A 22506-nucleotide genomic window follows, 5' to 3' on the forward strand; every position below is an offset into this window, starting at 1 on the left:
ACGACGGGATATTCCATATGACCTTTAAAAGACAAATTATTTACATATGAAATCTACCTTTGCATAGATTAAGCGTACATGAAGATGGATATAAAATTAAACACAATAGCGGAGGCTATAGAAGATATTAAAGCGGGGAAAGTGGTCATCGTGGTGGATGATGAAGATCGGGAAAATGAGGGCGATTTTGTCACCGCAGCCCGGAACGCCACCCCAGAAATAATAAACTTCATGGCTACGCATGGTCGGGGGCTTGTCTGCGTTCCTTTGACGCAAGAACGTTGTGACGAATTGAATCTTGGCCTGATGGTGGGGCAAAATACCGCGGTGTATGAAACTAATTTTACGGTGTCGGTGGATTTGCAAGGATATGGATGTACCACAGGCATTTCTGCTTCTGATAGATCAAAAACCATTCAAGCGCTCATCAATCCCGATATTAAGCCTGAGGAATTGGGGCGTCCAGGACATATATTTCCGTTAATTGCAAAAGATGGAGGTGTATTACGACGTACCGGCCATACCGAGGCCGCGATCGATCTAGCTCGTCTAGCGGGGTTTGAACCCGCAGGTGTATTGGTCGAAATCTTAAAAGACGACGGAGAAATGGCCCGTCTTCCGGATTTAATCCCGGTAGCCGAGCGTTTTGATCTCAAAATAGTGAGTATTCAGGATTTGATAGAATACCGACTAAAACATGATTCTCTTATTCAGGAAGAAGAGACGGTTCAAATGCCAACACAGTGGGGCGACTTTAAGCTGAAAGCATTTACACAAAAAAATACCGGCGAACAACATCTCGCTTTGTATAAAGGAGAATGGGAGGAAGGCGAGCCTGTTTTGGTACGTGTACATAGTTCCTGTATGACCGGAGATATTTTTGGTTCATGTAGATGTGACTGTGGACCACAGCTTCATAAAGCCATGGAGATGATCCAGAAAGAAGGGAAGGGAATTGTTGTTTATATGAATCAAGAAGGGCGTGGAATAGGTTTGGTAAACAAGCTTCATGCTTATCGTCTACAAGAAGAAGGCGTGGACACTGTAGATGCTAACTTGCAGTTGGGTTTCAAATCAGACTTGCGGGATTACGGTGTAGGTGCGCAGATTTTACGACACATGGGGGTTTCTAAAATGCGCTTGATGTCCAATAATCCTACTAAGCGTGCCGGACTTATCGGCTATGGTTTGGAAGTAGTTGAAAATGTGCCGATAGAAATAGAGCCAAATCCTTATAATGAGCATTATCTCAAAACAAAAAGGGATCGGATGGGCCATTCTATCATGAAGAATTTATAGGGAAAGACGCGAAAGCGTCTTTTTCTTTATACGCTCGTATAGGGATAACCCGAGGTATGTATGAGTTTTCGAAAATAAGCAATGGTATTTAGCAGACCTTTTTCTAGTTGTATTGTTGGTGTCCAATCCAGTACTTCTTTGGCCAATCCAATGTCTGGCTGACGCTGCTTTGGATCATCCATAGGAAGGGGCATAAATTTAATTTTGGACGTGGAGTTGGTAAGTTCAATTACTTTTTCTGCAAGCTGGAGTATGGTAAACTCATGAGGATTACCCATATTTACAGGGCCGATAAAATCATCCGACGCCATCATTTTGATCATACCGTCTACCAGATCATCTACATATTGGAAACTGCGCGTCTGCGTTCCATCTCCATAGATAGTAATATCTCCACCTTGGAGAGCCTGTACGACAAAATTAGAGACAACGCGTCCGTCTTGAGGGTGCATTCTTGGACCATATGTATTGAAGATTCGTACGATCTTAATATCGACCTGATGCTGACGATGATAATCCATGAAAAGTGTTTCTGCGCACCGTTTGCCTTCATCATAACACGAGCGAATACCGATAGGGTTGACATTACCCCAATAATTCTCTTCCTGTGGGTGTACGGTAGGATTGCCATATATTTCACTTGTGGACGCTTGTAATATACGAGCATGTGTGCGTTTGGCTAACCCTAGCATATGAATGGCCCCCATTACCGAAGTTTTAATTGTTTTGATAGCATTATACTGATAGTGTAAGGGACTTGCAGGACACGCAAGGTTATAAATCTGGTCTACCTCAGCTAAGAAAGGTTCCGTGACATCATGTCGGATTAGCTCGAAATAGGGGTCATTCAATAAATGTACTACATTTGATTTCGCGCCGGTGAAAAAATTGTCCAGACAGAGTACTTCATTGCCCTCTCTTAGCAGTCTTTCACAAAGATGGGAACCTATGAATCCAGCTCCACCCGATACCAGTATACGTTTACGTGTAATATCCATTTTGTTCTCTTTTTAATCATTCACGGTTAACTCTCCGCGTATATTCTTTTCGACCCAATAGGCAACGTCATCTTGTTCGGCCAGCTGTCCTTGTAGATAAATGAGCTTTGTCACAGCAGCTTCGAAAGTCATATCGTATCCGTTGAGAACACCTAGTTCTTTCAACCCTTGTGACGTTTCGTACCGGCCCAGTTCAACCGACCCCACTTTGCATTGCGAAATATCGACAATATTCTTTCCCTTTTTTATCGTGTCAGCAAGCATATCGAGAAACCATTGATCGGTCATTGTATTTCCCGATCCAAAGGTCTCCATGACAATACTACGTACATCGGCATCTAAAATAGACTTGACAATGGTCGGACTAATCCCCGGAAACAATTTAAGAACACCTACTCGGTTATCTAGCGCTGTATGCATAATGAACTCCTTGGCTGTGTTGTCTAATAAGGCTTCGCGGTTGTAATTGATGTGGATACCGGCTTCTGCTAAAACAGGATAGTTGGGCGAGCGGAATGCCTCAAACTTAGCCGAGTTATATTTGAAAGAACGGTTTCCCCGAAACAACTTGTTGTCAAACAAAATACAAACTTCCTGGACAATAGATTTGCCATTGTCCTTTGCAGACGCAATTTCCAAGGCTGTCATCATGTTTTCCCGTGCATCCGTTCTGATTTCTCCGATGGGGAGTTGAGAACCGGATAGAATAACGGGTTTTTGAAGCCCCTCGAGCATAAAGCTCAAAATTGACGCAGAGAACGACATCGTATCAGAACCATGTAATATAACAAAACCATCATAGTTGTCGTGGTTATTCCGGATAATTTCCGCCATTTCCACCCAAATCGTCGGATTCATATTGGAAGAATCAATAATAGGGGTGAAGGAATGGACTGTTAATCTATAATCCACTCTTTCCAAATCGGGCAAGTTGCGGGCTATTAAATCAAAATCGAAGGGAACAAATGTACCCGTTTCAGCATCTTTGACCATGCCGATTGTGCCCCCCGTATAAATAATAAATATATTTTGCATATCGGAATGTTAGATGGCAAATATTCTCTTTGAGTTCTCTGTGGTAATCTTGGCTACTTCTGAAATATCTATTTCATGTATGTCAGCTACCTTTTTTGCAATGTGATAAAGATAACTACTTTCGTTTTCTTTACCGCGATAAGGGCTTGGAGCTAAGTAAGGTGCGTCTGTTTCCAATACAATATGTTGAAGATCTATTTCTTTGACGACGGCGTCCAGTCCGGCTTTTTTAAACGTAACGACACCACCAATGCCTAAAGAAAACCCGAAATCAATGGCGCGCTTCGCCTGTTCGAGTGTTCCGGTGAAACAATGAAAAATACCGAATAGTTTGTCGTCTTTTAATTCCTCCAATAATTCGAATAGTTCATTAAAAGCATCTCGACAATGAATGTCGATGGGTAACCCCATAGTCTTTGCCCAACTTACTTGAATGCGAAAAGCTTCACGTTGAAAATCCAACGTGCTTTTATCCCAATAGAGATCTAATCCAATTTCGCCAATGGCGTATATGCGGTGGGCAGCTAGTAGACGCTCTATTCGTTCCAATTCTTCTTTATAATTCTCTTTCACAGAGCAGGGATGCAGCCCCAACATGGGAAAGCAGTTTGTCGGATAGGCCCGAGCCGTTTCCATCACCAAAGGAACAGACTCGTTATCGACGTTTGGTAAAAACAAACGTTGGATATTTTTCTCAAAACATCGTTGAAGCTGCTCGTCCAATTCGGGCGTTCCCGCATGGTAATAAATGTGCGTGTGGGTATCGGTGAGTGTATAGGGATCAATAGACGTTGTCATAGCGGGCTAAATTTAGGACTTTCATGCTAAAACACCTAATGCCGAATAAAAAAAGCGAGATTGGTAAGGAGATCTTGCATTTGTTGTGGATTTGTTAATGTTTTTGGTCTTCGCTGTGAACATTATCGCATGACAACGGATTTTTAACTCCCTATTCTCCAGCGTAGTTTCCAAACGACACCCCTGTTGATTTTGTTCAGAAAGATAATATAAAAGCAAAAAGATGAAAAAGAACATTTTACCAAATGCCTGATGTCGGCTATCGAGAAGCAATGGATGTATAGGTTGTGTTAGGTTACCTGTGATGTCATGGAACCCTTTTAGATACAAAAAGCTTGAAAAAACGTATATTAGCCGCCAACATTTGATAAACGTAGAGGTTCTGAAATCTGAAATGAATAAAAAATCCTATAAAATTATACGCATTCAACATATTGTTTACGTCAGTTTCATGGCCGTCCTGCTTCTTGCGAGCTGCTCACCAAAGTTACACACAAGCAGTAGGGAAGTGCGAGAGAATGGCAATGCTTCTTATTATGGTGGTAAATTTCACGGGAGGACTACCGCTAGCGGTGAGAGGTTCAATCAAAATGCAATGACGGCAGCCCACAGGACTCTTCCTTTTGGTACCAAGGTTACCGTAAAGAACTTAAGTAACGGAAAACAGGTGGTCGTAAAAATCAACGACAGAGGTCCGTCTTCCAAGTCAAGGGTGATTGATCTTTCCAAAGGAGCGGCCAAGAAGATTGGGATGATCCAGGCGGGAGTTGTGCCGGTGGAATTAAGGTATAGCCACGGAGTCGCCGGTACGGGAAAAAAAAACAAAGCAAAAAAAAATACCAGGGTTAAAAAGAGATCTAATAGGAAGGTAAAGAACTAAACCAATAATGGCAACCACGTGAAATGGCATTTGTTTAAATTCAAAGATAAAAATCAATACGGCATACAATATCCCGGATTTTGGGGATTTCCATTCAAATTTATTTTCTGGATTTTTGATGCCAACAAACTAGTTTTCATGGCAATGACAAGAATATTTATAAAAAACACAGCCGGTGTTATATCCATATTATTCGCAATAATGCTGTTAGCATCTTGTGATAACAGAAATGCAACGCGGAAGGAATTCGTTTGGGATGACGAAATAAAAGAACTTACTGGAGAAAACCTCCATGCTTGGCTGGAGAACGCCCCCTTTGATAACGAATTAAAAAAATATGAAAAGGATAAGCTAGTTTTTACCAATGCGAAGCAAGTATTCCCTTTTTTGGGGCGCTATTACAACGCTATAGAAGAGCTTCACAGGGATCATAGTACAGATATAGATACCCTCATTTTTACGGAAACTGATATCCTTTTTCAGGATTCCATATGGGGCGATTTATTTCTTTCGGCAACGTTACTTTATAATCATGAGGAAGTTTTTTTGAGCGATAGTTATCTCGAAATGGGAAGTCCTTTTTTCGGCGGAGTGGATGCTTTTACAGAAATGCACCGTGCATCGCTATATGAAACCGCTGTTTTCAAAAAACAGCAGCAGTACAAAACGGGAATATATTGGGTATCCGCGAATTACCGAGACTATCTCCTCGGGTTCTACCAACAAGGGCAGTTGATTTTTGAAACGGCTGTACCTTTATTAAGAGGAGACACCCTAGCGACCCTCGATAAATTGAACGAAATCAGTCATAAGCTCGGGCTGAATATTGTCGAATGGGAGCGTGCCCAGGTAGCGGATCTGCAACGTGTTGAAGATCCAGAAAGCTTCTGGAAAGATCCTTTTCAGGGAATTTATCCCGGGGAATATACAGATGATGTCTACCTAAAAACAAAACAGACACCTTTTGTCCAAGACGACAAAGCGCGTAAAGGAGATTATTATTTCAGCTATCGCTCAGACGACGGTTTGGTTGAGCTGTATACGGAGTTGCGGGAATCAGAAATGAATAAAGAAAACTTCGAAAAAGCCAATAAGAAAATGGATAAATATAGGTACAGTTATCAGGATATTTTCTATGAGGAACGAGCTGAAAATGGAATTGTTAACGGTGTAGCAAAAACCTATTATAAGGATAATCAATACCTGGAAATGCATTTTTCTTATCCGGAAAAAGATAGCGAAGCAAAAGCGCAGGTACACAGTGTCTTGCATTATATTAAAGTACTTAACTACGGAGCGCAATAATGATGAACGAGAGAGAAGGCTACTTCCCTCCCGTTAAAAAAGTCTAAATTCCGTAGCAAGTTTGACGACGACTGCCATACTGTTGGTATTGAATTTTTCCATTAGATTCTTGCGGTGTGAGTCCACTGTATGTGTGCTGATGAATAGTTTGTCTGCGATTTGCGAAGAAGTGAGTCCAGCTGCAATTAAAGATATAACTTCTTTTTCCCTGCGGGTGATGGCAGGAACAGCGTCGGGACCCGAATCTTGATCGTTATCATATATTTCCCGTACTTGCCGGCAAAAGTATGTTTTGTTATCCACAACTTGGTGTATGGCGTCTATGATTTCATCTCCTGTGGAGTTTTTAAGTAAATAACCTTTTACCTTATTTTTTAAGACAGATCCGATAACTGCTTTTTCATTATGTATACTTAAGATGATAATGTGAAGATCCGGATAAAGTTCATTAAATTGGCGACTCAATTCAATGCCATTAATGTCCGGTAAGTTAATATCTAATAAGAGCACATCAGGAACCTCCTCTTTCAATGCTGCGATCGTATCCGCACCCGTGTTAAACAATCCTTTGAGCTCCATATCTTCTTGAGCACTAATTAGATTTTTTAATCCATCCAATACAATCGGGTGATCATCGGTAATATATATTCGTATCATGTTTTTATGTTATGAGATAGTTTACCCTGTTATCTTATGACTTTACAACCTTGTTCTTTATTTACCTAAATAGGGCAATGTAATACGGTTGAGGTGCCTGTTTCCGGTGAGCTATCGATTTGTAAGGTGCCGTTCAGAAATACTGCGCGGGCTTCGATATTTTGCAGTCCAGAACCCTTTTTTTGTTTTGCTAGCCCGATATCAAAACCAATGCCATCATCTTCCACGATTAACGACAAATGCTCTTGTTCCTGTCGTAATTCTACGAGGATGTGGCTTGACTTTGCGTATTTTATTGCATTGTTGACAAGCTCTTGTGCGATACGATATACCACCACTTGTTTGTTTTTCGATAAGTTATTCTGATAATTGAATACCTGACATGTAATATTCACCCCCGAACGTTTTAACGATTGACAGTATTCTTTCATGGCTTCTTCCAAGCCATAATGCAATAATATTTCGGGCATCATGTTACGAGAGATACGCCGGAGCTCGTCTACCGCCTGGTCAATACGTAACAAGCCGTTGCGGATAAGTTTTTGTGTATTTTCGATTGTCGGAAGTGTCGTTCCTCCTGAAAGTTCAATTTTCAATCCAGAAAGCAGTCCACCCAGCCCGTCATGCAGATCGCGGGCAATACGACCCCGTTCGTTCTCCTGCCCTTCGATCATAGCCGATAAGAGGGATATTTTGTGTTCCTGTTTGATGTTATCGAGCTCCATGAGATGCAGACGCTGTTGTTGCTTTAAGCTCTTGGAGCGTTGTCGATAGGCTAAGAAAAGAAAAATGAGCGCGATGAAAATTGTCAACGAGAAGAGGATATAGATGAGGTTGAGCTTTTTTCGGTGTGCTACCTGCTCTTCTAGCATGATGAGTTTTTGCTCCTTCAGTTCTGTACTGTATTTTACCTCCAGTTCTTTACTGGATGCCATCTTTTCTTTATCAAATTGCTGCTTATAATAAGATAAATAGTTTTTATAGTATTCCAAAGCAGATCGATAATCTTCTTTCTTTTCGGCCACCTTAGCAAGCGCTTCCGTCAGGTGGAGCTGGGTGGCGAGTTCAGGCATTTCATTCATCTGATTATACAGGGTCGCCTGGTTTAAGGAATGCGATGCGTCATCCCACCGATTTTCACGTTGAGCGTATTCGCTCATAATACCATAGACCCCGGTAACCACCGTATATTGCTTACTTCTCAACCCTTCTTTCAATGCAATATCCAAATACCTTTTGGCCGTATCTTTATAGCTTAATGGATAAAATTCTGCGTACAAATTGGCCAAACCCAATGCATTAAAAGGTAACTGGGAACGCGGTGTGATACGATTTTCATGAACGGTGATGGTGGATATGGATTGCTTGTAATAAAATTCTGCCGAATCGCGGAAGGAAGGATCCGTTCTATCGGTACGATATCTTTCTTCAAAGGTATAGGCTAAAGAATACTGCGTTGACGCGATCTGTTCAGGATCCCCTGATTTCTGGGCATTTTTTAGTCCAAGTCGGGCATACTTTTCCATATTCTCTTTATCTCCCCACGCACCATAAATACTATACAACTCATTAAAGACAGACGATTTGGTCGTCATATCGGAAAGTATTTCAGTATCACCATAGTATTGTAATGATTGAATAAAACTGGCTGTGGCCTCTACAAGTTGTTCGTTACGCGCTTCCATCCAGCCTTTGGCATACCACACATAACCCTTAATACTTTTGTCGTCACTTTCGGTAAGCTGATCAAGAGCCAACTGTAATTTCTTCCTCGCGGTTGAGTCCCCTTGTATACGTAGCATCATTGCCTGCACGGCTAGTGTCCGGGCAAGAAACTGTTTGTCTGTTAATGTTTCCGCTAATTGTACTGCTTCCTTTAGTAGCTTTTCACCTTCGGCTTGTTTGCCATTAAAATAGTAGTGGGTACCCAATCGGCCCATGGTCAATATATTTTCGCTTATCGATGTGTTCTCGCTTCGCAACAGCTGTTCTAGGGAATCTTGTTTACTGCCTTGGGCGGGCAACATATCGGTAATAAAGCAGGTAATGAAGAGCAGGAGTATGGGCAATAACGTAACGTTCAATCCGAAAGTAAGGTGTTTTGTCATATGATAATATAGATCAAGGGGTGTTGTCACAAAAATATTTAAAATCTTACTAAAAATATGTGTATCAAATAGATGGTATCTCCCCGATAGGCGTATGATTTTTTTTGCATTCATATGTTGGGTGTAGTGTCGCTTGTTGCTGCTATCAATGATATTTTTAGAACAATATATCTTACACTTCACATTCAGCAGATAATACATATTGTGCTCATGAGATAAGCCGTGATTAAAAACAAGATAATGAAAATAAGACCAGCTATTACAGCTACCCACGCACGGGTATTACGTTTTATGAGGAGACTATAACCTCCCAATAATACTGCGACAATAGCGAAAAATAAATAGGTATAGATTACAAAATCCAACCATTCTATCGGTACCAATATCAGTAATACAATGCTAGCTATTCCACACAGTAAACTGGTAATAGCCAACACAGCGGTTGGATAATGGTCTTTTTTCTTTTGGTACATCTTGAAACAAAATTACCTAAAGGTCGTAGGAGAGGAAATAGCGGAATTTGGGGATTTTGAAATAAAAATGCGAGATCACGTTACTGATCTCGCATTTTTATTTCAGCTGATATTGCTGTTATGTTACTACATCAATATCAATTAATTTACAGCTGTTGAATCTGCTGGAGCGTCTTTTGGTCCAGGCACAATGTCTACCAATTCCACATCAAACACTAATGGCGCATATGGAGGAATTTTACCACCACCACGTTCACCATAGCCAATACTAGAAGGTACTAGTAATGTTGCTTTCGAACCTTTGCTAAGCAGTTGTAACCCTTCTGTCCATCCTTGGATAACAGGATCGTGGCCTACACGGAAACGAATAGGCTCGTATTGACGCATCGGATTAAACACATTTTCTTTTTTGGCGACCTCGGCGTCGTTTGTATCGAAAATAGTACCAGATACCAAAGAACCCGTATAATTTACGACAACGGTATCACCAACTACTGCTTTGTTTCCTGAACCCTCTTCTTTTAAGATATACTGTAAGCCAGAATCTGTTTTCTTAGGCTCCAGTTTGTTTTTCGAAATATAATTTGCCAACTTACCCTCTTCCGCGGTCTTCAAAGTTTCAATTTCTGCTTTGAAATACTCATCCACTTGCGCATACATCGCTGAATCTGTCAGGTCACCTTTTTTGAAATGCTTTCTCACTTTTACCTTGAAGGTAGCGTAGTGATCTGCAAACTCTGGCTTGGGTTGGCCAGTTTTGGCGGCCATAGTATCTAGGTTCAGACGGAAAATAGCACTGTCGCCTTCTCCTAACATTTTGAACATCGAATTATAATCGCCAGCATACAAGCCAGGAATAGAATCGGGTGCAATATTGACGATTTGGGGCAAACCGATGTCGTAAGTACTTTGCAACAAAGAATCTTTACGATCCGATGTTACGATCATGTCTACCGACAATAAATCGCCAGCCTCGGCTTTTTCAGCTCCTGCGTCTTTTACAATATTATATTCAAGACCGCCATCACCTTTCTTGAAATTTTGGCAACTCGTTGCGGCTAATAAGCCCACAGCAGCCGAAAGGAATAAAATTGATTTCTTCATTCTGATATAGTCACTTAAATTATGTTGTTAAAATTTCTTTATATGTTGGTAATATGGATTTGAACTTATTTACGGTCTGGCTGAGTGTGTCTGTCGAACTACCCCCCGAAGCGTTTAAATGTCCTCCTCCGTTAAAGTACTTTTTACAAATTTCATTACATGGAATTTCTCCAGTCGATCGCAAAGATAATTTAATTAATTCGGTTCTGTCAATAAATAATGCAGCTAATCGTATGCCTTTGACTGATAGTGCGTAATTTACGAGTCCTTCCGTGTCTCCCGTAGTGACGTGGAAACGCTCTAAATCCTCTTTTGTAACAGCAAACACTGCAGTATTGTATTGTGGGATGACTTCTAAGCAATTCAATAGACAATATCCCAAAAATTTCAATCGGTTTTCTGTTGAACTATTGTAAACATGTTCATGAATTTCCCAGTTTCTAGCGCCTGCTTCGATTAGTTTTGATATAATCAAGTGTACGGCAGCGGTGGTAGAGCGAAAGCGAAAAGAACCGGTATCGGTCATGATTCCTGCATACAGGCAAGTAGCTATTTCCACCGTTATAGCTGCTGTATCCTCACAAATATCCGTGATAAAGGTGTATACCAATTGAGCCGTGGCCGCCGCCATAGGATCCCAATAACGAAGAGAAGCAAAATCTTCTGGATCCAAATGGTGATCGATCATCCATTTTTGGCCAGCTGCAGCCTGAAGAAGGGGCTCCAGAATATTTGTACGGCTGAGTGCGCTATAATCCAAACAAAAAATAATGTCGGCCTGCGCGATAAGATGTTCTGCTCGTGTGTTTTCATGCGGGAAGATAATAACATTTTCACGACCGGGCATCCAGTCTAAAAAATCTGGAAAATCAGAAGATAAAACGACCTCCACGTGATGTCCTTTCGTTTTTAGCCAATGATACAAACCTAAAGAAGAACCAAGTGCATCCCCATCCGGTTTGTGGTGGGTTGTGATAACGATTTTCTTAGGTTGGGCCAGTAAGTGTAAATTATTTTCTCCTGTCAGCATAAATCTTATAAGTGTGCAAACCTACTATTATTTTATGGGTTGCGGAAATTTTTGCGGCCATCACTTTCTTAAAAAATGTTAAGAAAATAGTTGAAGAAAAATAAGACTAGTGCTTGAATGCATATAGCTTACGATCACGTCTGACACATAGTAAATAGGTAGCACTATTATAGTCGATTTTCCCATAATAAAAGTCCGGTAGCGCCTCAATGGGAAAACCATCGCGTATCGATCCCTTTTCGTCAAAGAGATAAACAAGATAGTTTCTACGCGAGGCAATCCCTAATAAATAATTATTAGGGCCCTCCGCGAAATATTGCGGACGATCCGTAATCTCTTGTGTAAAGGTGAAATCAAACAATGCGCTACTGTCTTGTATACCTTTCGTTAATACATGCTTTTGATTAATGATTACCATGCGATGGGCAATATCCTCTGTATTTGGGAAAAAGGATATCAAGGAGCGGTGTCCGTCCGGTTCCAGTCTATAGGTTTTAAGTTCGTCTCTAAAATCTATGGTAAACGAAACGTTGGCGGTATCAATAGCGTATACCGCATATTGGTTTTGTTCCGGACGGATAAGGGCTATCGGATTGTTGAAGTGGCTGTCGGCGATAATTTCTTCTTTAAGAAGATTGCCTTGTGCATCAAACTGATAAAAATGACCATTTTCTGTGCCCACGAAGATCTGATCATTATGAACTTTTACATCAAATAGGATTTTTCCCTCCAAATTTTTGTGATTCCAACTTTCCGGCTTTTTACCGTCCAAGGTGAAAACGAGCAACTTTTGACCAGCAGGAATAAAAATTAAAGGTTTACCGCCTACATCTCCTATAGTTGGTGAATAAGTAGGTTCATTATCCATGCCTAGGGAGAATCCCGGTAAAGAATTACCGTCTGGATCAAACCTGTAAAGTCTATTTCGATCCGTTACTAATACAATGGATCGGTCTTCCAGTTGTTGTGCTTCACCTACCACACGTCCATGAAATACCGTAGACCAAAGTTTGCTCCCCGCAGGGCTAATAGCGTGCACCGTATGATCCTGTTCCTGCATCAGAATAAATTGGCTGGTATCTGAATGTTCGAAAACTTGTGGGGCAGTGATCGGTCTATGGTCAAATTCATATGTCCAATCGGCTACGGAACCCAATGCATTTTTACTTTTGTAGACACCATAAATACTCGATTGGAAGTGACCATTGTTACCGGCAATCTGTATGGACCAGGAATAAAAGTCTTGGTAGCCGAAATCCTTTTTGTCACGGAAAGATTCGCGAAAGTCCGGTTTTAGTAAATTATTGATGATCGAAGACGATGTGCTTGTACGGATAAAACAGGTAATATTCGCTTCATTTCCCTGTATCCGTTCCGAATTCTTGAAACCTAATGTATTGGTGAGTAGATTGACCCGTCGCCAGTCGCGCTGGTACTCGCTCAATAGACTTTCGTAGTTGGCTAATACAAGAATATTCGCGATGCGAAGAAAATACGGACGTTGAAAAGATTTGAGTGGGTCGCCATAAAGTGCAAACGGAATATTGGAATGATCGAATCGATAAAGAGAGTCGCTTATATGGGTGGCTATAGAAGAAAGGAATGCGTCGAGTTGATTAGAATCGGCAACAGAAATAAAGGCAAGCTGAGCTTGGTTACTTTGTTCTACCAACGCAAATTCTTTTCCGAAGATCGGGCGTATATCTTCTTCAAAGGAAACGTCTTTGCTTCGTTTTATTTCCGCAAACTGTGCTTGTAATCGAGGTAGTTCCTTCTGCTGTTCTAACCATGAAAATAAATCGTTTCGGAAGCGATCGGGATCACTGATAGCAAAAGATAGGTAAGAAGCCGTACTTTGAGGAAAGTAATTATATAGCGTCTGTGACGTCTTATGTTGGTTCGCGAACAGTTCTATATAATGTTCTTTTCGATGCGCTGTTTCACTTTCGCCACTTAGGATAAGCGCGTCATTTTTGAAACTTAAGTTCCATGCCGATTGACCGCCCAGGTTCTTGAATAGTTCGATAAAGTCCCCCGTTTTTCTACGCATAAGGTGTTCCGCGATCTGGGAAATCTGTTCATGGACAAAATATATACTGAGCGGTGAATTACGGCTGTTATTATCAATAAAGTAATCAATTTGATCCCTGCCGAGCTTAGGACTTTGTTTGTCTATAACTTGGTAAAGTATACGTTCCGAAAAAGATGCGAAGAAAATATCCTCGTGGTAAACGATATGAAAAACGGAATCTTTAACCCCCTTATCCAAGCTATAAATACGATGCTCTAGGGTGTCTTTCTGTGTTATGGTGTACGTAGATGCGGCGTTGTCTAAAAATGACCTGATTGCCGACGTGTCGATACGCGCTGAAGTAGGAATAGTAAACAAGCTGGTGATGGCATCTTTTTCCGGATGAAAAGAAACGTATAGATCGACATCATTCACATAGGGTTGCATAGCTGCGTGTCGAAGTAACTTAGCTTTTAATGTTTGCCACTGTTCAAATTCTTGTCTACCCACCAACGCTCCAAAAATTTCAAAATCTTTGAAGATGTTATCGGTCGTTGCATTATTTTGAAATGTAGTAATTAGAAAAGTCTCTTTTGGAAGGAAAGTAAGCGGGCGGAGTGTTTCCTTTTTATCGCCGTCTAAATTCGCAAAATAATATATGGAAGCACCAATAATGGCGACAAACAGTAAAACGGTAATGATAATCGTATTTCTCATCAAGAACAACCTCTAACAGATCCAAATTTAAGTAAAATGCGTAGCATTTTACGAACCGAATACTAAATGAGCGGCTGTTAGCCTCTAAAAATAAACAACTATGCGCAATACCAGCCTCATAAAATCGTGATCAATAACGCCTGGCAGTGTGTTTTGTAAAATTTAAAATACATGATGTGTTATATTTTATTACATTTATACCCACGGAAGAAATTTCATTAGAATACGATCTCTTTTATGAATAAACAAATTATATTAATAGCATCTTTTTTCGGATTGACGGCTGTAATATTGGGCGCATTCGGGGCGCATGGGTTAGAGGGGAAAATTAGCGATTATCATTTGGAGACTTGGAAGACCGCAAACCAGTATCATTTCTACCATACTTTTGCATTGTTGTTTTTGTCTACCTTTTCCCGAGCGAAGAATTCCTCTATACGTGTTTCGTTTATCGCTTTTACGATTGGTATGCTATTATTTTCGGGTTCACTTTACTTATTGAGTGTTCGTTCGTTAATTGGATTAGAGGGATTTGGATGGTTGGGTCCGGTGACGCCGCTTGGAGGACTTTGTTTTATGGTAGGATGGATAGGGTTGTTTGTAGCTGCTGTCCGGAATCGTTCATAACGGTTTTGTTTGTTCTTTTTTTAGAAAAAAGAACGAAAAAATCGTCGCTTCGAATGTTTAAAATGATGGTTTGTGCAAAAAGGAGATTTCTACATGCTTCAAACATTCGGATGCGACATGGAATGTTAATAAAGGGTAGTGCAATCTGCCTATCTCTGAAAGAGCGTGTTGGGGATAGATTAGAGGAGACATTGTGGGACGGGGAAAGGATGGGCTATGCAATGGCGTAAATAAAAGTGGAGAATTAAAAAATAGCTGTAATGCGGACTAAATCGGCCTCGCATTGTTCCGTGACCAACTTTACGCAGGATATTCCGTTAAAAACAGCATTTGTCTGAGCGAAGCGAGTTTATGCTGTTTAGGAATAAACAAGTAAAGATAGCGGAACCTTGCAAGTCTTGATTTTTTTGTTTCTTTTTTCATCAAGGAAAAAAGAAAAGAAAGATAATTATGTCAGAAACTTCTTTATTTCATAGTGATCGAGAAACACTGTTTGTCGATGTTATCTTACCGTTATACATCGCTAAAACATATACCTACCGTGTTCCTTTAGAATCGAACACCGATATTGCCGTTGGAAAACGTGTCATCGTACAATTTGGTCGCAATAAAATCTATGCAGCGATCATCCATAAGATTTCTAAAGAAGCACCTTTAAGTTATGAAGCAAAGTATATACTCAACGTAATAGATGAAGAACCGGTAGTTGATGCTAATCAGTTAGCTCTTTGGGAATGGATTGCCGGTTATTACATGTGTTATCTGGGAGAAGTTATGCAAGCGGCTTTACCAGCAGCGTTAAAGATGGCGAGCGAAACAAAAATTGTGGCGTCAGAAAATGTCGATTTGGATCGTTCGCTTTTATCTGACAAGGGATACATGGTCATGGAAGCGTTGGATGTGGCAGGAGAATTGACGATAAACGATATTGTGAAGCTATTAGGGCAAAGCACGGTTTTCCCCCTACTGAAGAAACTTTTTGATCAAGGACATATATTGATATCTGAAGAGATCAAAAACAGGTACGTGCCAAAGCGTAAGGCATATTTAAGATTGGCATCGGAGTTTGACGATGGCGAAGGTATCCGGGGATTGCTGGATTCTTTAAACCGAGCACCAAAGCAACAGGATGCGGTTTTAGGTTTTATTCAGCTTCGGAAGACCAAAACCGATATTACCCGACAAGATATTATGGAGGTTACGGGTGTGAGTTCCGGGATTGTTGCGTCATTGATTGAAAAGGAGGTGTTTGTGGTGGAGGAGAAGATCGTCTCCCGTTTAGGAGGTGAAGAGGTAGAAGTAACGGCAGCATTCAACTTCAATGCGGCACAACAACAGGCTTTTGATCAAATAAAAGTTTCTTTTGAAAAAAAAGACGTTGTGCTTTTGCATGGTGTAACCGCTTCGGGCAAAACACAGATTTACATACGGCTGATTGAGCAAGCTATTAAGGACGGTAAAAATGCCTTATATCTTTTGCCAGAAATAGCGCTGACCGCACAGATTACAGATCGATTGAAACTGCATTTTGGGGATAAATTGGGAGTTTATCACTCAAAATTTAATGATAATGAGCGAGCAGAGGTGTGGCATAAGGTATTGAAAGGTGAGTATAAAGTGGTTGTAGGAGCTCGTTCTTCCATATTCTTGCCTTTCCAAAATTTAGGGTTGGTGGTCGTTGATGAAGAACATGAGAACTCTTATAAACAATATGAACCAGCTCCGCGATACCACGCTCGGGATACCGCGATCTACTTGGCCTATTTACAACAGGCAAAAGTACTGTTAGGGTCAGCTACGCCATCGATAGAAAGCTACTATAACGCTAGAGCGGATAAATATGGATTGGTAGAATTAACGGAACGTTTTGGAGAATCTCAATTACCCGATATACAGATTGTTAATGTCGCAGAAGAAGGCCGCAAAGACCAAATGTTTTCTTATTTCAGCAGTGTCTTGTTGCAGGGGATAACAAATGCTTTGGAGCGAAAGGAACAGGTGATTTTGTTTCAGAACAGACGTGGGCATACACCATTTGTACAGTGCAATACTTGCGGCTGGGTCGCTAAATGTGTGAACTGTGATGTGAGTTTGACATATCATAAATCCACCAATCATTTGCATTGCCATTATTGCGGACATACGGAGCCCCCGGTGCAGGTTTGTCCCGCTTGTGGGATGCCACACATTGAAAGTAAAGGTTTCGGAACTGAAAGGGTAGAGGAGGAACTGGAATTGCTGCTGCCACAAGCACGGCTAGGGCGTTTGGACTTGGACTCTACGAAAGGGAAATATGGATTTGAGAATATTATCACAGCGTTTGATGAACACGAATTTGATATTCTTGTGGGTACACAAATGGTGGCAAAAGGATTGGATTTCGGGCGTGTTAGTCTAATTGGTATCATCAATGCAGATGCGATGATTAATTTTCCAGACTTCCGGGCCTATGAACGGGCATTTTCGCTATTTTCGCAGGTAGCCGGACGTGCCGGACGCAGGGAGCACAAAGGGAAAGTAATCATTCAAACACATACCCCCAATCATCGCGTGTTGGAACAAGTTATTCAGCACGATTATGAAGGTATGTTCATGACGGAAATAAAAGAACGAAAGAACTACCAATATCCTCCTTTTTATCGCATCATTAAACTGGATGTTCGCCATACAGAAATGCAAATCGCCAGTGATGCAGCCACTCGTTTGGCAATTTTGCTTCGTGCCCTGTTGGGGAGTAGGGTCTTAGGACCTGAGCCACCGATGATTTCTCGTATACGGAATCATTTCATTCAAACGGTTACCTTAAAAATAGAGCGAAACAACGTCAGTATCACACGCGTGAAAGAATTAATAAACCAAGCTATAACGCAATTTGGCATGGAAAAACAATACAAAGGTGCGCGTATTTCTGTTGATGTTGATCCTTATTGATCTCTCCGCTCTTTCCATTGCTTAGTGAATGATTTTTCTGCGAGTTTTGGCAGTTCCCGATGCTTGCCCCAAGTTTTCTTGAAAAAACTTTGCAGAAAGAAATTTTTGGTTTTTCCGCTGAAGAAATCGATCAGCCCACGACGTTGGATGGCGTAGGTAAAACCTTTCCATGTCCGTCTTTCCATGCCCGGTGCCAAACCCTGTGCAACAGCATCTCGGCGGTTGAGCAGAAGCATCTTCTGAATGTCTATACCGACTGGGCATACTTCGGTACACTTCCCGCAGAGCGATGAAGCATAACTTAGGTGTTTAAATTCCTTCATGCCCTGTAAGTGGGGGGATATCAACGAACCGATAGGGCCTTGATAGGTTGTTTCATACGTGTGTCCACCGATATTCTGGTAAATGGGGCATACATTTAAGCATGCTCCACAACGAATACAATAAAGTCCTTGACGTTGATCTTTTTGTGCCAATACATTGGTTCTGCCGTTATCAAGTAATATAACGTACATTTCCTCTGGGCCGTCTATATCCTTTTCTTGCCGAGGCCCTCCTAAAATGGTGTTGTATACGGTAAGATTTTGCCCTGTTCCATGTGAAGCGAGTAAGGGCCAGAATAAATCGAGGTCGCTCATGGTCGGAATAACTTTCTCAATGCCCACTAGGGCGATATGCACTTTTGGAAAAGACGTCGTTAATCGTGCATTTCCTTCGTTTTCTGTAATTGCGATACTACCTGTATCAGCGATGATGAAATTTGCGCCCGAAATGCCCACACCTGTCGATGTATATTTCTCGCGTAACAATTCCCGGGCTTTCATCGTCAATTGTTCCGCTGAGGCGTCCAGTGGAGTGTCAAATTTCTCGTGAAACAGTTTCGCTATCTCCTCCAAACTGAGGTGCATGGCAGGTGTAACAAAATGATAGGGTTTTTGATCGAGTAGCTGGATGATAAACTCCCCTAAATCACTTTCGAAGACTTCTACATGTTGTTTCTCCAAAAAATGGTTGAGTTCGATTTCCTCGGTGGCCATAGATTTCGACTTGACAACCGATTGTGCTTGGTGACGCTCCATAATCTTCGCAATCGCCTGTCGAGCCTCTTCTGCATCATTTGCCCAAATAACCTGTCCCCCTTTTTTCGTAAAATTGCTCTCGAAATCTAGGAGATAGCGTTCCAAGTTTTCGATCGTTTTCCATTTGATCAGGTTCGCTTTCTTTTTTGAGTTTTCTAGATCGAAAAATTTACTTTTTCCACGCTCAAATGCGAGGTTATATTTATCTATATTGGTGTTGATGATCTCCCTATGGCGTTGATCAAAGGATTTGACCGCGCTATCTTTTAAAAACTTTTCTGCAACATCTCGAGCCATGAGGTAAAGCTAATCTTTTTTCGAAAGATTCACAAAAATTTGCAGGCAGTTCTGTCGATATATCGGTTACTTCTTCGATCGTTGTTTGGAGCAGTTTCGACCTTCCTTCGAAACTGCTTCGGAGCATCTTAGGCTATTGTTTGACCTCTGTCCGGGTTGGTGCTGGCATATATCCGGATTTATACCGGTACCCATCTGAACGCCACGCGGAACACAGTCGTTGCGTACATAATTTTGGTTAAACCGTTTAAAATTCCGATTTTAGTTTTCTTGACAACAATATAGAATGGAATGTTGAATTTTTTCAAGAAAAGTAATACAAAAAAAGATACTAAACACCAATCAACAGCCCTTGAAGAGGCGATAAATCTGTATCGACATGTGTTGGAGCAAAAACGTTGTTATTCTAACAGAGACTATATTGTAAACCGGTATACCGAGGCAATGGGGCAAGCACCTGATTTGGAAAATCCAACATTGTTTACTGAAAAAATGCAATGGCTTAAGCTGCACTACAATAATCCACTGTATATAACATGTGCGGATAAATATGCGGTTAGAACGTATGTAGAAAGCAAGGGGTATAAATATATCTTAAATAATTTGATTGGTGTTTATTCCGCTGCGGGAGATATTCCGTTAGCGGAGCTTCCAGATAAGTTTGTGTTAAAAGCGACGCACGGTTGTACATGGAATTATCTCTGTAGAGATAAATCGGAAGAAGTCCCGAAATGGACGGAGACCAAACGATTGCTGGACGAATGGCTTACCCAAGATTACGCTATGCATGGTAGGGAACTTCATTATACTTACATCCCGCCAAGACTCATCTGTGAACGTTTTTTAGAAAATGCAGATGGGAGTCAGATAAGAGATTACAAAATACATTGTTTTCATGGAGAACCTAAGCTAATTCAAGTAGACTACGAACGTTTTACGGAGCACCAACGCAATTACTATGATCCAGATTGGAGTCTAACAAATATTAAATGGGTGGAGCAAGACAACTACCCCCGAGCAGAAGATAAGCCGACTAATCTAGAAGAGATGTTGGATATTGCGCGTGCGCTTTCGGCCGATTTCGGATACGTACGTGTGGATTTATATAACGTAGGGGGAAAGGTTGTTTTTGGGGAATTAACGTTTACACCCGGTTGTGGCTTTACGAAGCTGGAGCCAGCGGAAATAGATGCTCTTATGGGAAGCTGGTTGACGCTACCGTTAGAAAGTAAACATGTAATACAGTAGGGAGGTAAAGTTTCCCCCTACCGTATTTGAAGTCTTATAACGCACTACGAATCTTTAAGTTCAGTTCGTCGAGTTGCGCATTATCAAGAACCGCTGGAGCATCAATCATCACATCGCGCCCTGCATTATTTTTTGGGAATGCAATAAAATCACGTATGGTCTCCTGTCCACCTAAAATAGCTACCAGGCGATCAAGACCGAATGCCAATCCACCGTGTGGAGGTGCTCCGTATTGAAAAGCGCTCATCAAAAATCCAAATTGCTCCTGCGCCTGCTCTCGTGTAAATCCGAGATGTTTAAACATTAGCGCTTGTGTTTCCGCATCGTGGATACGAATTGAACCGCCGCCAATTTCATTGCCGTTCAGCACCAGATCGTACGCATTGGCACGAACTTTTCCGGGGTCCGTATCCAAGAGGTGCATGTCCTCTTTTTTTGGAGAAGTGAACGGATGGTGCATAGCGTGATGTCGCCCTGTCTCCTCATCCCATTCAAGTAAAGGGAAATCCGTTACCCATAGCGGAGCAAACTCACCTGGTTTGCGCAACCCTAAACGGTTGGCTAATTCCATACGTAAGGCGCTTAGTTGCGCGCGCGTCTTGTTCGCTGGTCCGGACAAAACCAAGATAAGGTCTCCTGCTTTTGCATCGGTAATTTCCGCCCATTTGGCAAGATCGGCTTGATCATAGAACTTATCAACAGATGATTTAAATGTTCCATCAAGCTCACACTTGCAGTATACCATGCCTAAGGCACCTACTTGTGGACGCTTTACCCAATCAATTAATGCATCGATTTGCTTTCTCGTGTAGGATGCCGCGTCTGGTACAGCGATACCGACAACCAATTCGGCATTGTTAAACACGGTAAACTCCTTATGTTGGGCAACGACATTCAGTTCGCCAAACTCCATGCCGAAGCGGATGTCGGGTTTGTCGTTTCCGTACCTTCGCATCGCTTCGTCGTAGGTCATACGGGGAAATTGCGCAATATCGACCCCGTGTGTCGTTTTCAATAAATGACGTGTCAATCCCTCAAAAATATGTAGAATATCCTCTTGTTCAATGAAGGACATTTCACAGTCAATCTGCGTGAATTCCGGCTGACGGTCTGCCCGAAGATCCTCATCGCGGAAACATTTCACAATCTGAAAATATTTATCTAGACCGCCTACCATCAATAGTTGTTTAAAAGTTTGCGGTGATTGTGGTAATGCGTAAAACTGGCCAGGATTCATACGAGATGGGACCACGAAGTCACGTGCACCTTCTGGTGTAGACTTAATTAAATAGGGAGTTTCTACTTCACAAAAGTCCAAATTCGAGAGGTAATTACGAACCTCCTGTGTTACCTTATGACGGAAAAGTAGACTATTTTTTACCGGATTACGGCGAATGTCCAAATACCGATATTTCATGCGTAGGTCTTCGCCGCCGTCAGTTTCATCCTCCATGGTAAAGGGAGGGACCTGCGATTGGTTCAGCACGGTCAACTCGTTTACGAGTACTTCAATCTCACCGGTGGGAATATTCGTATTTTTAGATTCGCGTTCGATAACGGTGCCTTTTATTTGGATGACGAATTCACGGCCCAATGACCTTGCCTGTTGCATAATGGTGTCATCGGTACGTACCTCGTCGAAGATCAATTGCGTAATGCCATAGCGGTCACGCAAGTCTACCCAGATCATAAACCCTTTGTCGCGCGACTTTTGGACCCAGCCCGCTAATATGACTTCCTTGTTTGTATCGGTGATCCGTAATTCACCGCAATGATGGCTTCTGTACATGTTCGCAAAAATATCGGATTTTACGGACAATAAAGATTTGTTTGTTCTTTTTTTGCTCCAATGATCGTTCCGAGCCTCACGCTTCTCCCACTTTACCCCACTTGGAAAACACAACCCGTA

Annotated in this window: 17 protein-coding genes; 6 read left to right on the top strand and 11 right to left on the bottom strand. The window is 41.5% G+C overall.

What is annotated here, in order from left to right; all coding sequences use genetic code 11:
• The first annotated feature begins 84 nt into the window (after nt 1-84).
• Nucleotides 85-1299 carry a bifunctional 3,4-dihydroxy-2-butanone-4-phosphate synthase/GTP cyclohydrolase II gene (locus tag H8B17_RS05525; RefSeq protein ID WP_190308124.1) on the top strand — a complete coding sequence of 405 codons (1215 nt, stop codon included), beginning with the start codon at nt 85-87 and terminating at the stop codon, nt 1297-1299.
• 26 nt (nt 1300-1325) lie between these two features.
• Here the strand turns inward: H8B17_RS05525 and H8B17_RS05530 are convergent, their stop codons facing one another.
• Genes H8B17_RS05530 through H8B17_RS05540 form a run of 3 tightly spaced genes read right to left on the bottom strand, consistent with a single transcriptional unit; the run spans nt 1326 to nt 4130 of the window.
• Nucleotides 1326-2297 (bottom strand): UDP-glucuronic acid decarboxylase family protein, encoded by a 972-nt coding sequence (locus H8B17_RS05530; protein WP_190308125.1) that lies wholly within the window; start codon nt 2295-2297, stop codon nt 1326-1328.
• A gap of 12 nt (nt 2298-2309) precedes the next feature.
• A complete protein-coding gene (locus H8B17_RS05535) occupies nt 2310-3332 on the bottom strand; it encodes an asparaginase (RefSeq protein ID WP_190308126.1) in 1023 nt (340 codons plus the stop codon).
• 9 nt (nt 3333-3341) lie between these two features.
• Nucleotides 3342-4130 carry a TatD family hydrolase gene (locus H8B17_RS05540; protein WP_190308127.1) on the bottom strand — a complete coding sequence of 263 codons (789 nt, stop codon included), beginning with the start codon at nt 4128-4130 and terminating at the stop codon, nt 3342-3344.
• Between the two features lie 394 nt (nt 4131-4524).
• On the opposite strand from H8B17_RS05540, the gene H8B17_RS05545 reads away from it, so the two are divergent.
• Together H8B17_RS05545 and H8B17_RS05550 are read left to right on the top strand one after the other, a co-directional pair.
• Nucleotides 4525-5010: a septal ring lytic transglycosylase RlpA family protein gene (locus tag H8B17_RS05545; RefSeq protein WP_190308128.1), complete on the top strand. Its 486-nt coding sequence runs from the start codon at nt 4525-4527 to the stop codon at nt 5008-5010.
• Nucleotides 5011-5148: 138 nt separating this feature from the next.
• On the top strand, nt 5149-6315 hold the full coding sequence (locus H8B17_RS05550; RefSeq protein WP_190308129.1) for a hypothetical protein: 1167 nt from the start codon (nt 5149-5151) through the stop codon (nt 6313-6315).
• Between the two features lie 33 nt (nt 6316-6348).
• On the opposite strand, the gene H8B17_RS05555 is transcribed toward H8B17_RS05550, so the two are convergent.
• The 6 genes from H8B17_RS05555 to H8B17_RS05580 form a co-directional block, all read right to left on the bottom strand.
• Entirely contained in the window at nt 6349-6972 is a 624-nt protein-coding gene (locus H8B17_RS05555) for a response regulator transcription factor (RefSeq protein WP_190308130.1), read from the bottom strand.
• Nucleotides 6973-7037: 65 nt separating this feature from the next.
• Nucleotides 7038-9080 (bottom strand): sensor histidine kinase, encoded by a 2043-nt coding sequence (locus H8B17_RS05560; protein ID WP_190308131.1) that lies wholly within the window; start codon nt 9078-9080, stop codon nt 7038-7040.
• Between the two features lie 185 nt (nt 9081-9265).
• A complete protein-coding gene (locus H8B17_RS05565) occupies nt 9266-9553 on the bottom strand; it encodes a hypothetical protein (RefSeq protein ID WP_190308132.1) in 288 nt (95 codons plus the stop codon).
• A gap of 141 nt (nt 9554-9694) precedes the next feature.
• Entirely contained in the window at nt 9695-10657 is a 963-nt protein-coding gene (locus tag H8B17_RS05570) for an FKBP-type peptidyl-prolyl cis-trans isomerase (RefSeq protein WP_190308133.1), read from the bottom strand.
• A 19-nt stretch (nt 10658-10676) separates the two neighbouring features.
• Entirely contained in the window at nt 10677-11687 is a 1011-nt protein-coding gene (locus H8B17_RS05575) for a DHH family phosphoesterase (RefSeq protein ID WP_190308134.1), read from the bottom strand.
• Between the two features lie 106 nt (nt 11688-11793).
• Nucleotides 11794-14415 (bottom strand): NHL repeat-containing protein, encoded by a 2622-nt coding sequence (locus H8B17_RS05580; RefSeq protein ID WP_190308135.1) that lies wholly within the window; start codon nt 14413-14415, stop codon nt 11794-11796.
• Between the two features lie 237 nt (nt 14416-14652).
• On the opposite strand from H8B17_RS05580, the gene H8B17_RS05585 reads away from it, so the two are divergent.
• Both H8B17_RS05585 and priA read left to right on the top strand, forming a co-directional pair.
• A complete protein-coding gene (locus H8B17_RS05585) occupies nt 14653-15042 on the top strand; it encodes a DUF423 domain-containing protein (protein ID WP_190308136.1) in 390 nt (129 codons plus the stop codon).
• Between the two features lie 450 nt (nt 15043-15492).
• Nucleotides 15493-17973 carry a replication restart helicase PriA gene (gene priA, locus H8B17_RS05590; RefSeq protein ID WP_190308137.1) on the top strand — a complete coding sequence of 827 codons (2481 nt, stop codon included), beginning with the start codon at nt 15493-15495 and terminating at the stop codon, nt 17971-17973.
• On the opposite strand, the gene H8B17_RS05595 is transcribed toward priA, so the two are convergent.
• Nucleotides 17967-19349, bottom strand: a complete 1383-nt coding sequence (locus H8B17_RS05595; RefSeq protein WP_190308138.1) for a LutB/LldF family L-lactate oxidation iron-sulfur protein — start codon at nt 19347-19349, stop codon at nt 17967-17969. The two genes, priA and H8B17_RS05595, sit on opposite strands and share 7 nt — an antisense overlap.
• A 291-nt stretch (nt 19350-19640) precedes the next feature.
• Between H8B17_RS05595 and H8B17_RS05600 the strand changes: the two genes are divergently transcribed.
• Nucleotides 19641-20597 (top strand): ATP-grasp fold amidoligase family protein, encoded by a 957-nt coding sequence (locus H8B17_RS05600; protein ID WP_190308139.1) that lies wholly within the window; start codon nt 19641-19643, stop codon nt 20595-20597.
• Nucleotides 20598-20631: 34 nt separating this feature from the next.
• Here the strand turns inward: H8B17_RS05600 and aspS are convergent, their stop codons facing one another.
• Entirely contained in the window at nt 20632-22386 is a 1755-nt protein-coding gene (gene aspS / locus H8B17_RS05605; protein WP_190308140.1) for an aspartate--tRNA ligase, read from the bottom strand.
• Between the last annotated feature and the right edge of the window lie 120 nt (nt 22387-22506).

It is taken from the genome of Sphingobacterium arenae (assembly GCF_014692505.1).
Taxonomy (GTDB): domain Bacteria; phylum Bacteroidota; class Bacteroidia; order Sphingobacteriales; family Sphingobacteriaceae; genus Sphingobacterium; species Sphingobacterium arenae.

Coding starts and splice junctions, on each gene's coding strand:
- H8B17_RS05525 (WP_190308124.1), top strand. CDS start 85: ATGGATATAAAATTAAACACAATAGCGGAGGCTATAGAAGATATTAAA.
- H8B17_RS05540 (WP_190308127.1), bottom strand. CDS start 4,130: ATGACAACGTCTATTGATCCCTATACACTCACCGATACCCACACGCAC.
- H8B17_RS05580 (WP_190308135.1), bottom strand. CDS start 14,415: ATGAGAAATACGATTATCATTACCGTTTTACTGTTTGTCGCCATTATT.
- H8B17_RS05565 (WP_190308132.1), bottom strand. CDS start 9,553: ATGTACCAAAAGAAAAAAGACCATTATCCAACCGCTGTGTTGGCTATT.
- H8B17_RS05600 (WP_190308139.1), top strand. CDS start 19,641: ATGTTGAATTTTTTCAAGAAAAGTAATACAAAAAAAGATACTAAACAC.
- H8B17_RS05585 (WP_190308136.1), top strand. CDS start 14,653: ATGAATAAACAAATTATATTAATAGCATCTTTTTTCGGATTGACGGCT.
- H8B17_RS05570 (WP_190308133.1), bottom strand. CDS start 10,657: ATGAAGAAATCAATTTTATTCCTTTCGGCTGCTGTGGGCTTATTAGCC.
- aspS (WP_190308140.1), bottom strand. CDS start 22,386: ATGTACAGAAGCCATCATTGCGGTGAATTACGGATCACCGATACAAAC.
- H8B17_RS05535 (WP_190308126.1), bottom strand. CDS start 3,332: ATGCAAAATATATTTATTATTTATACGGGGGGCACAATCGGCATGGTC.
- H8B17_RS05530 (WP_190308125.1), bottom strand. CDS start 2,297: ATGGATATTACACGTAAACGTATACTGGTATCGGGTGGAGCTGGATTC.
- H8B17_RS05560 (WP_190308131.1), bottom strand. CDS start 9,080: ATGACAAAACACCTTACTTTCGGATTGAACGTTACGTTATTGCCCATA.
- H8B17_RS05555 (WP_190308130.1), bottom strand. CDS start 6,972: ATGATACGAATATATATTACCGATGATCACCCGATTGTATTGGATGGA.
- H8B17_RS05575 (WP_190308134.1), bottom strand. CDS start 11,687: ATGCTGACAGGAGAAAATAATTTACACTTACTGGCCCAACCTAAGAAA.
- H8B17_RS05550 (WP_190308129.1), top strand. CDS start 5,149: ATGGCAATGACAAGAATATTTATAAAAAACACAGCCGGTGTTATATCC.
- H8B17_RS05595 (WP_190308138.1), bottom strand. CDS start 19,349: ATGGCTCGAGATGTTGCAGAAAAGTTTTTAAAAGATAGCGCGGTCAAA.
- H8B17_RS05545 (WP_190308128.1), top strand. CDS start 4,525: ATGAATAAAAAATCCTATAAAATTATACGCATTCAACATATTGTTTAC.
- priA (WP_190308137.1), top strand. CDS start 15,493: ATGTCAGAAACTTCTTTATTTCATAGTGATCGAGAAACACTGTTTGTC.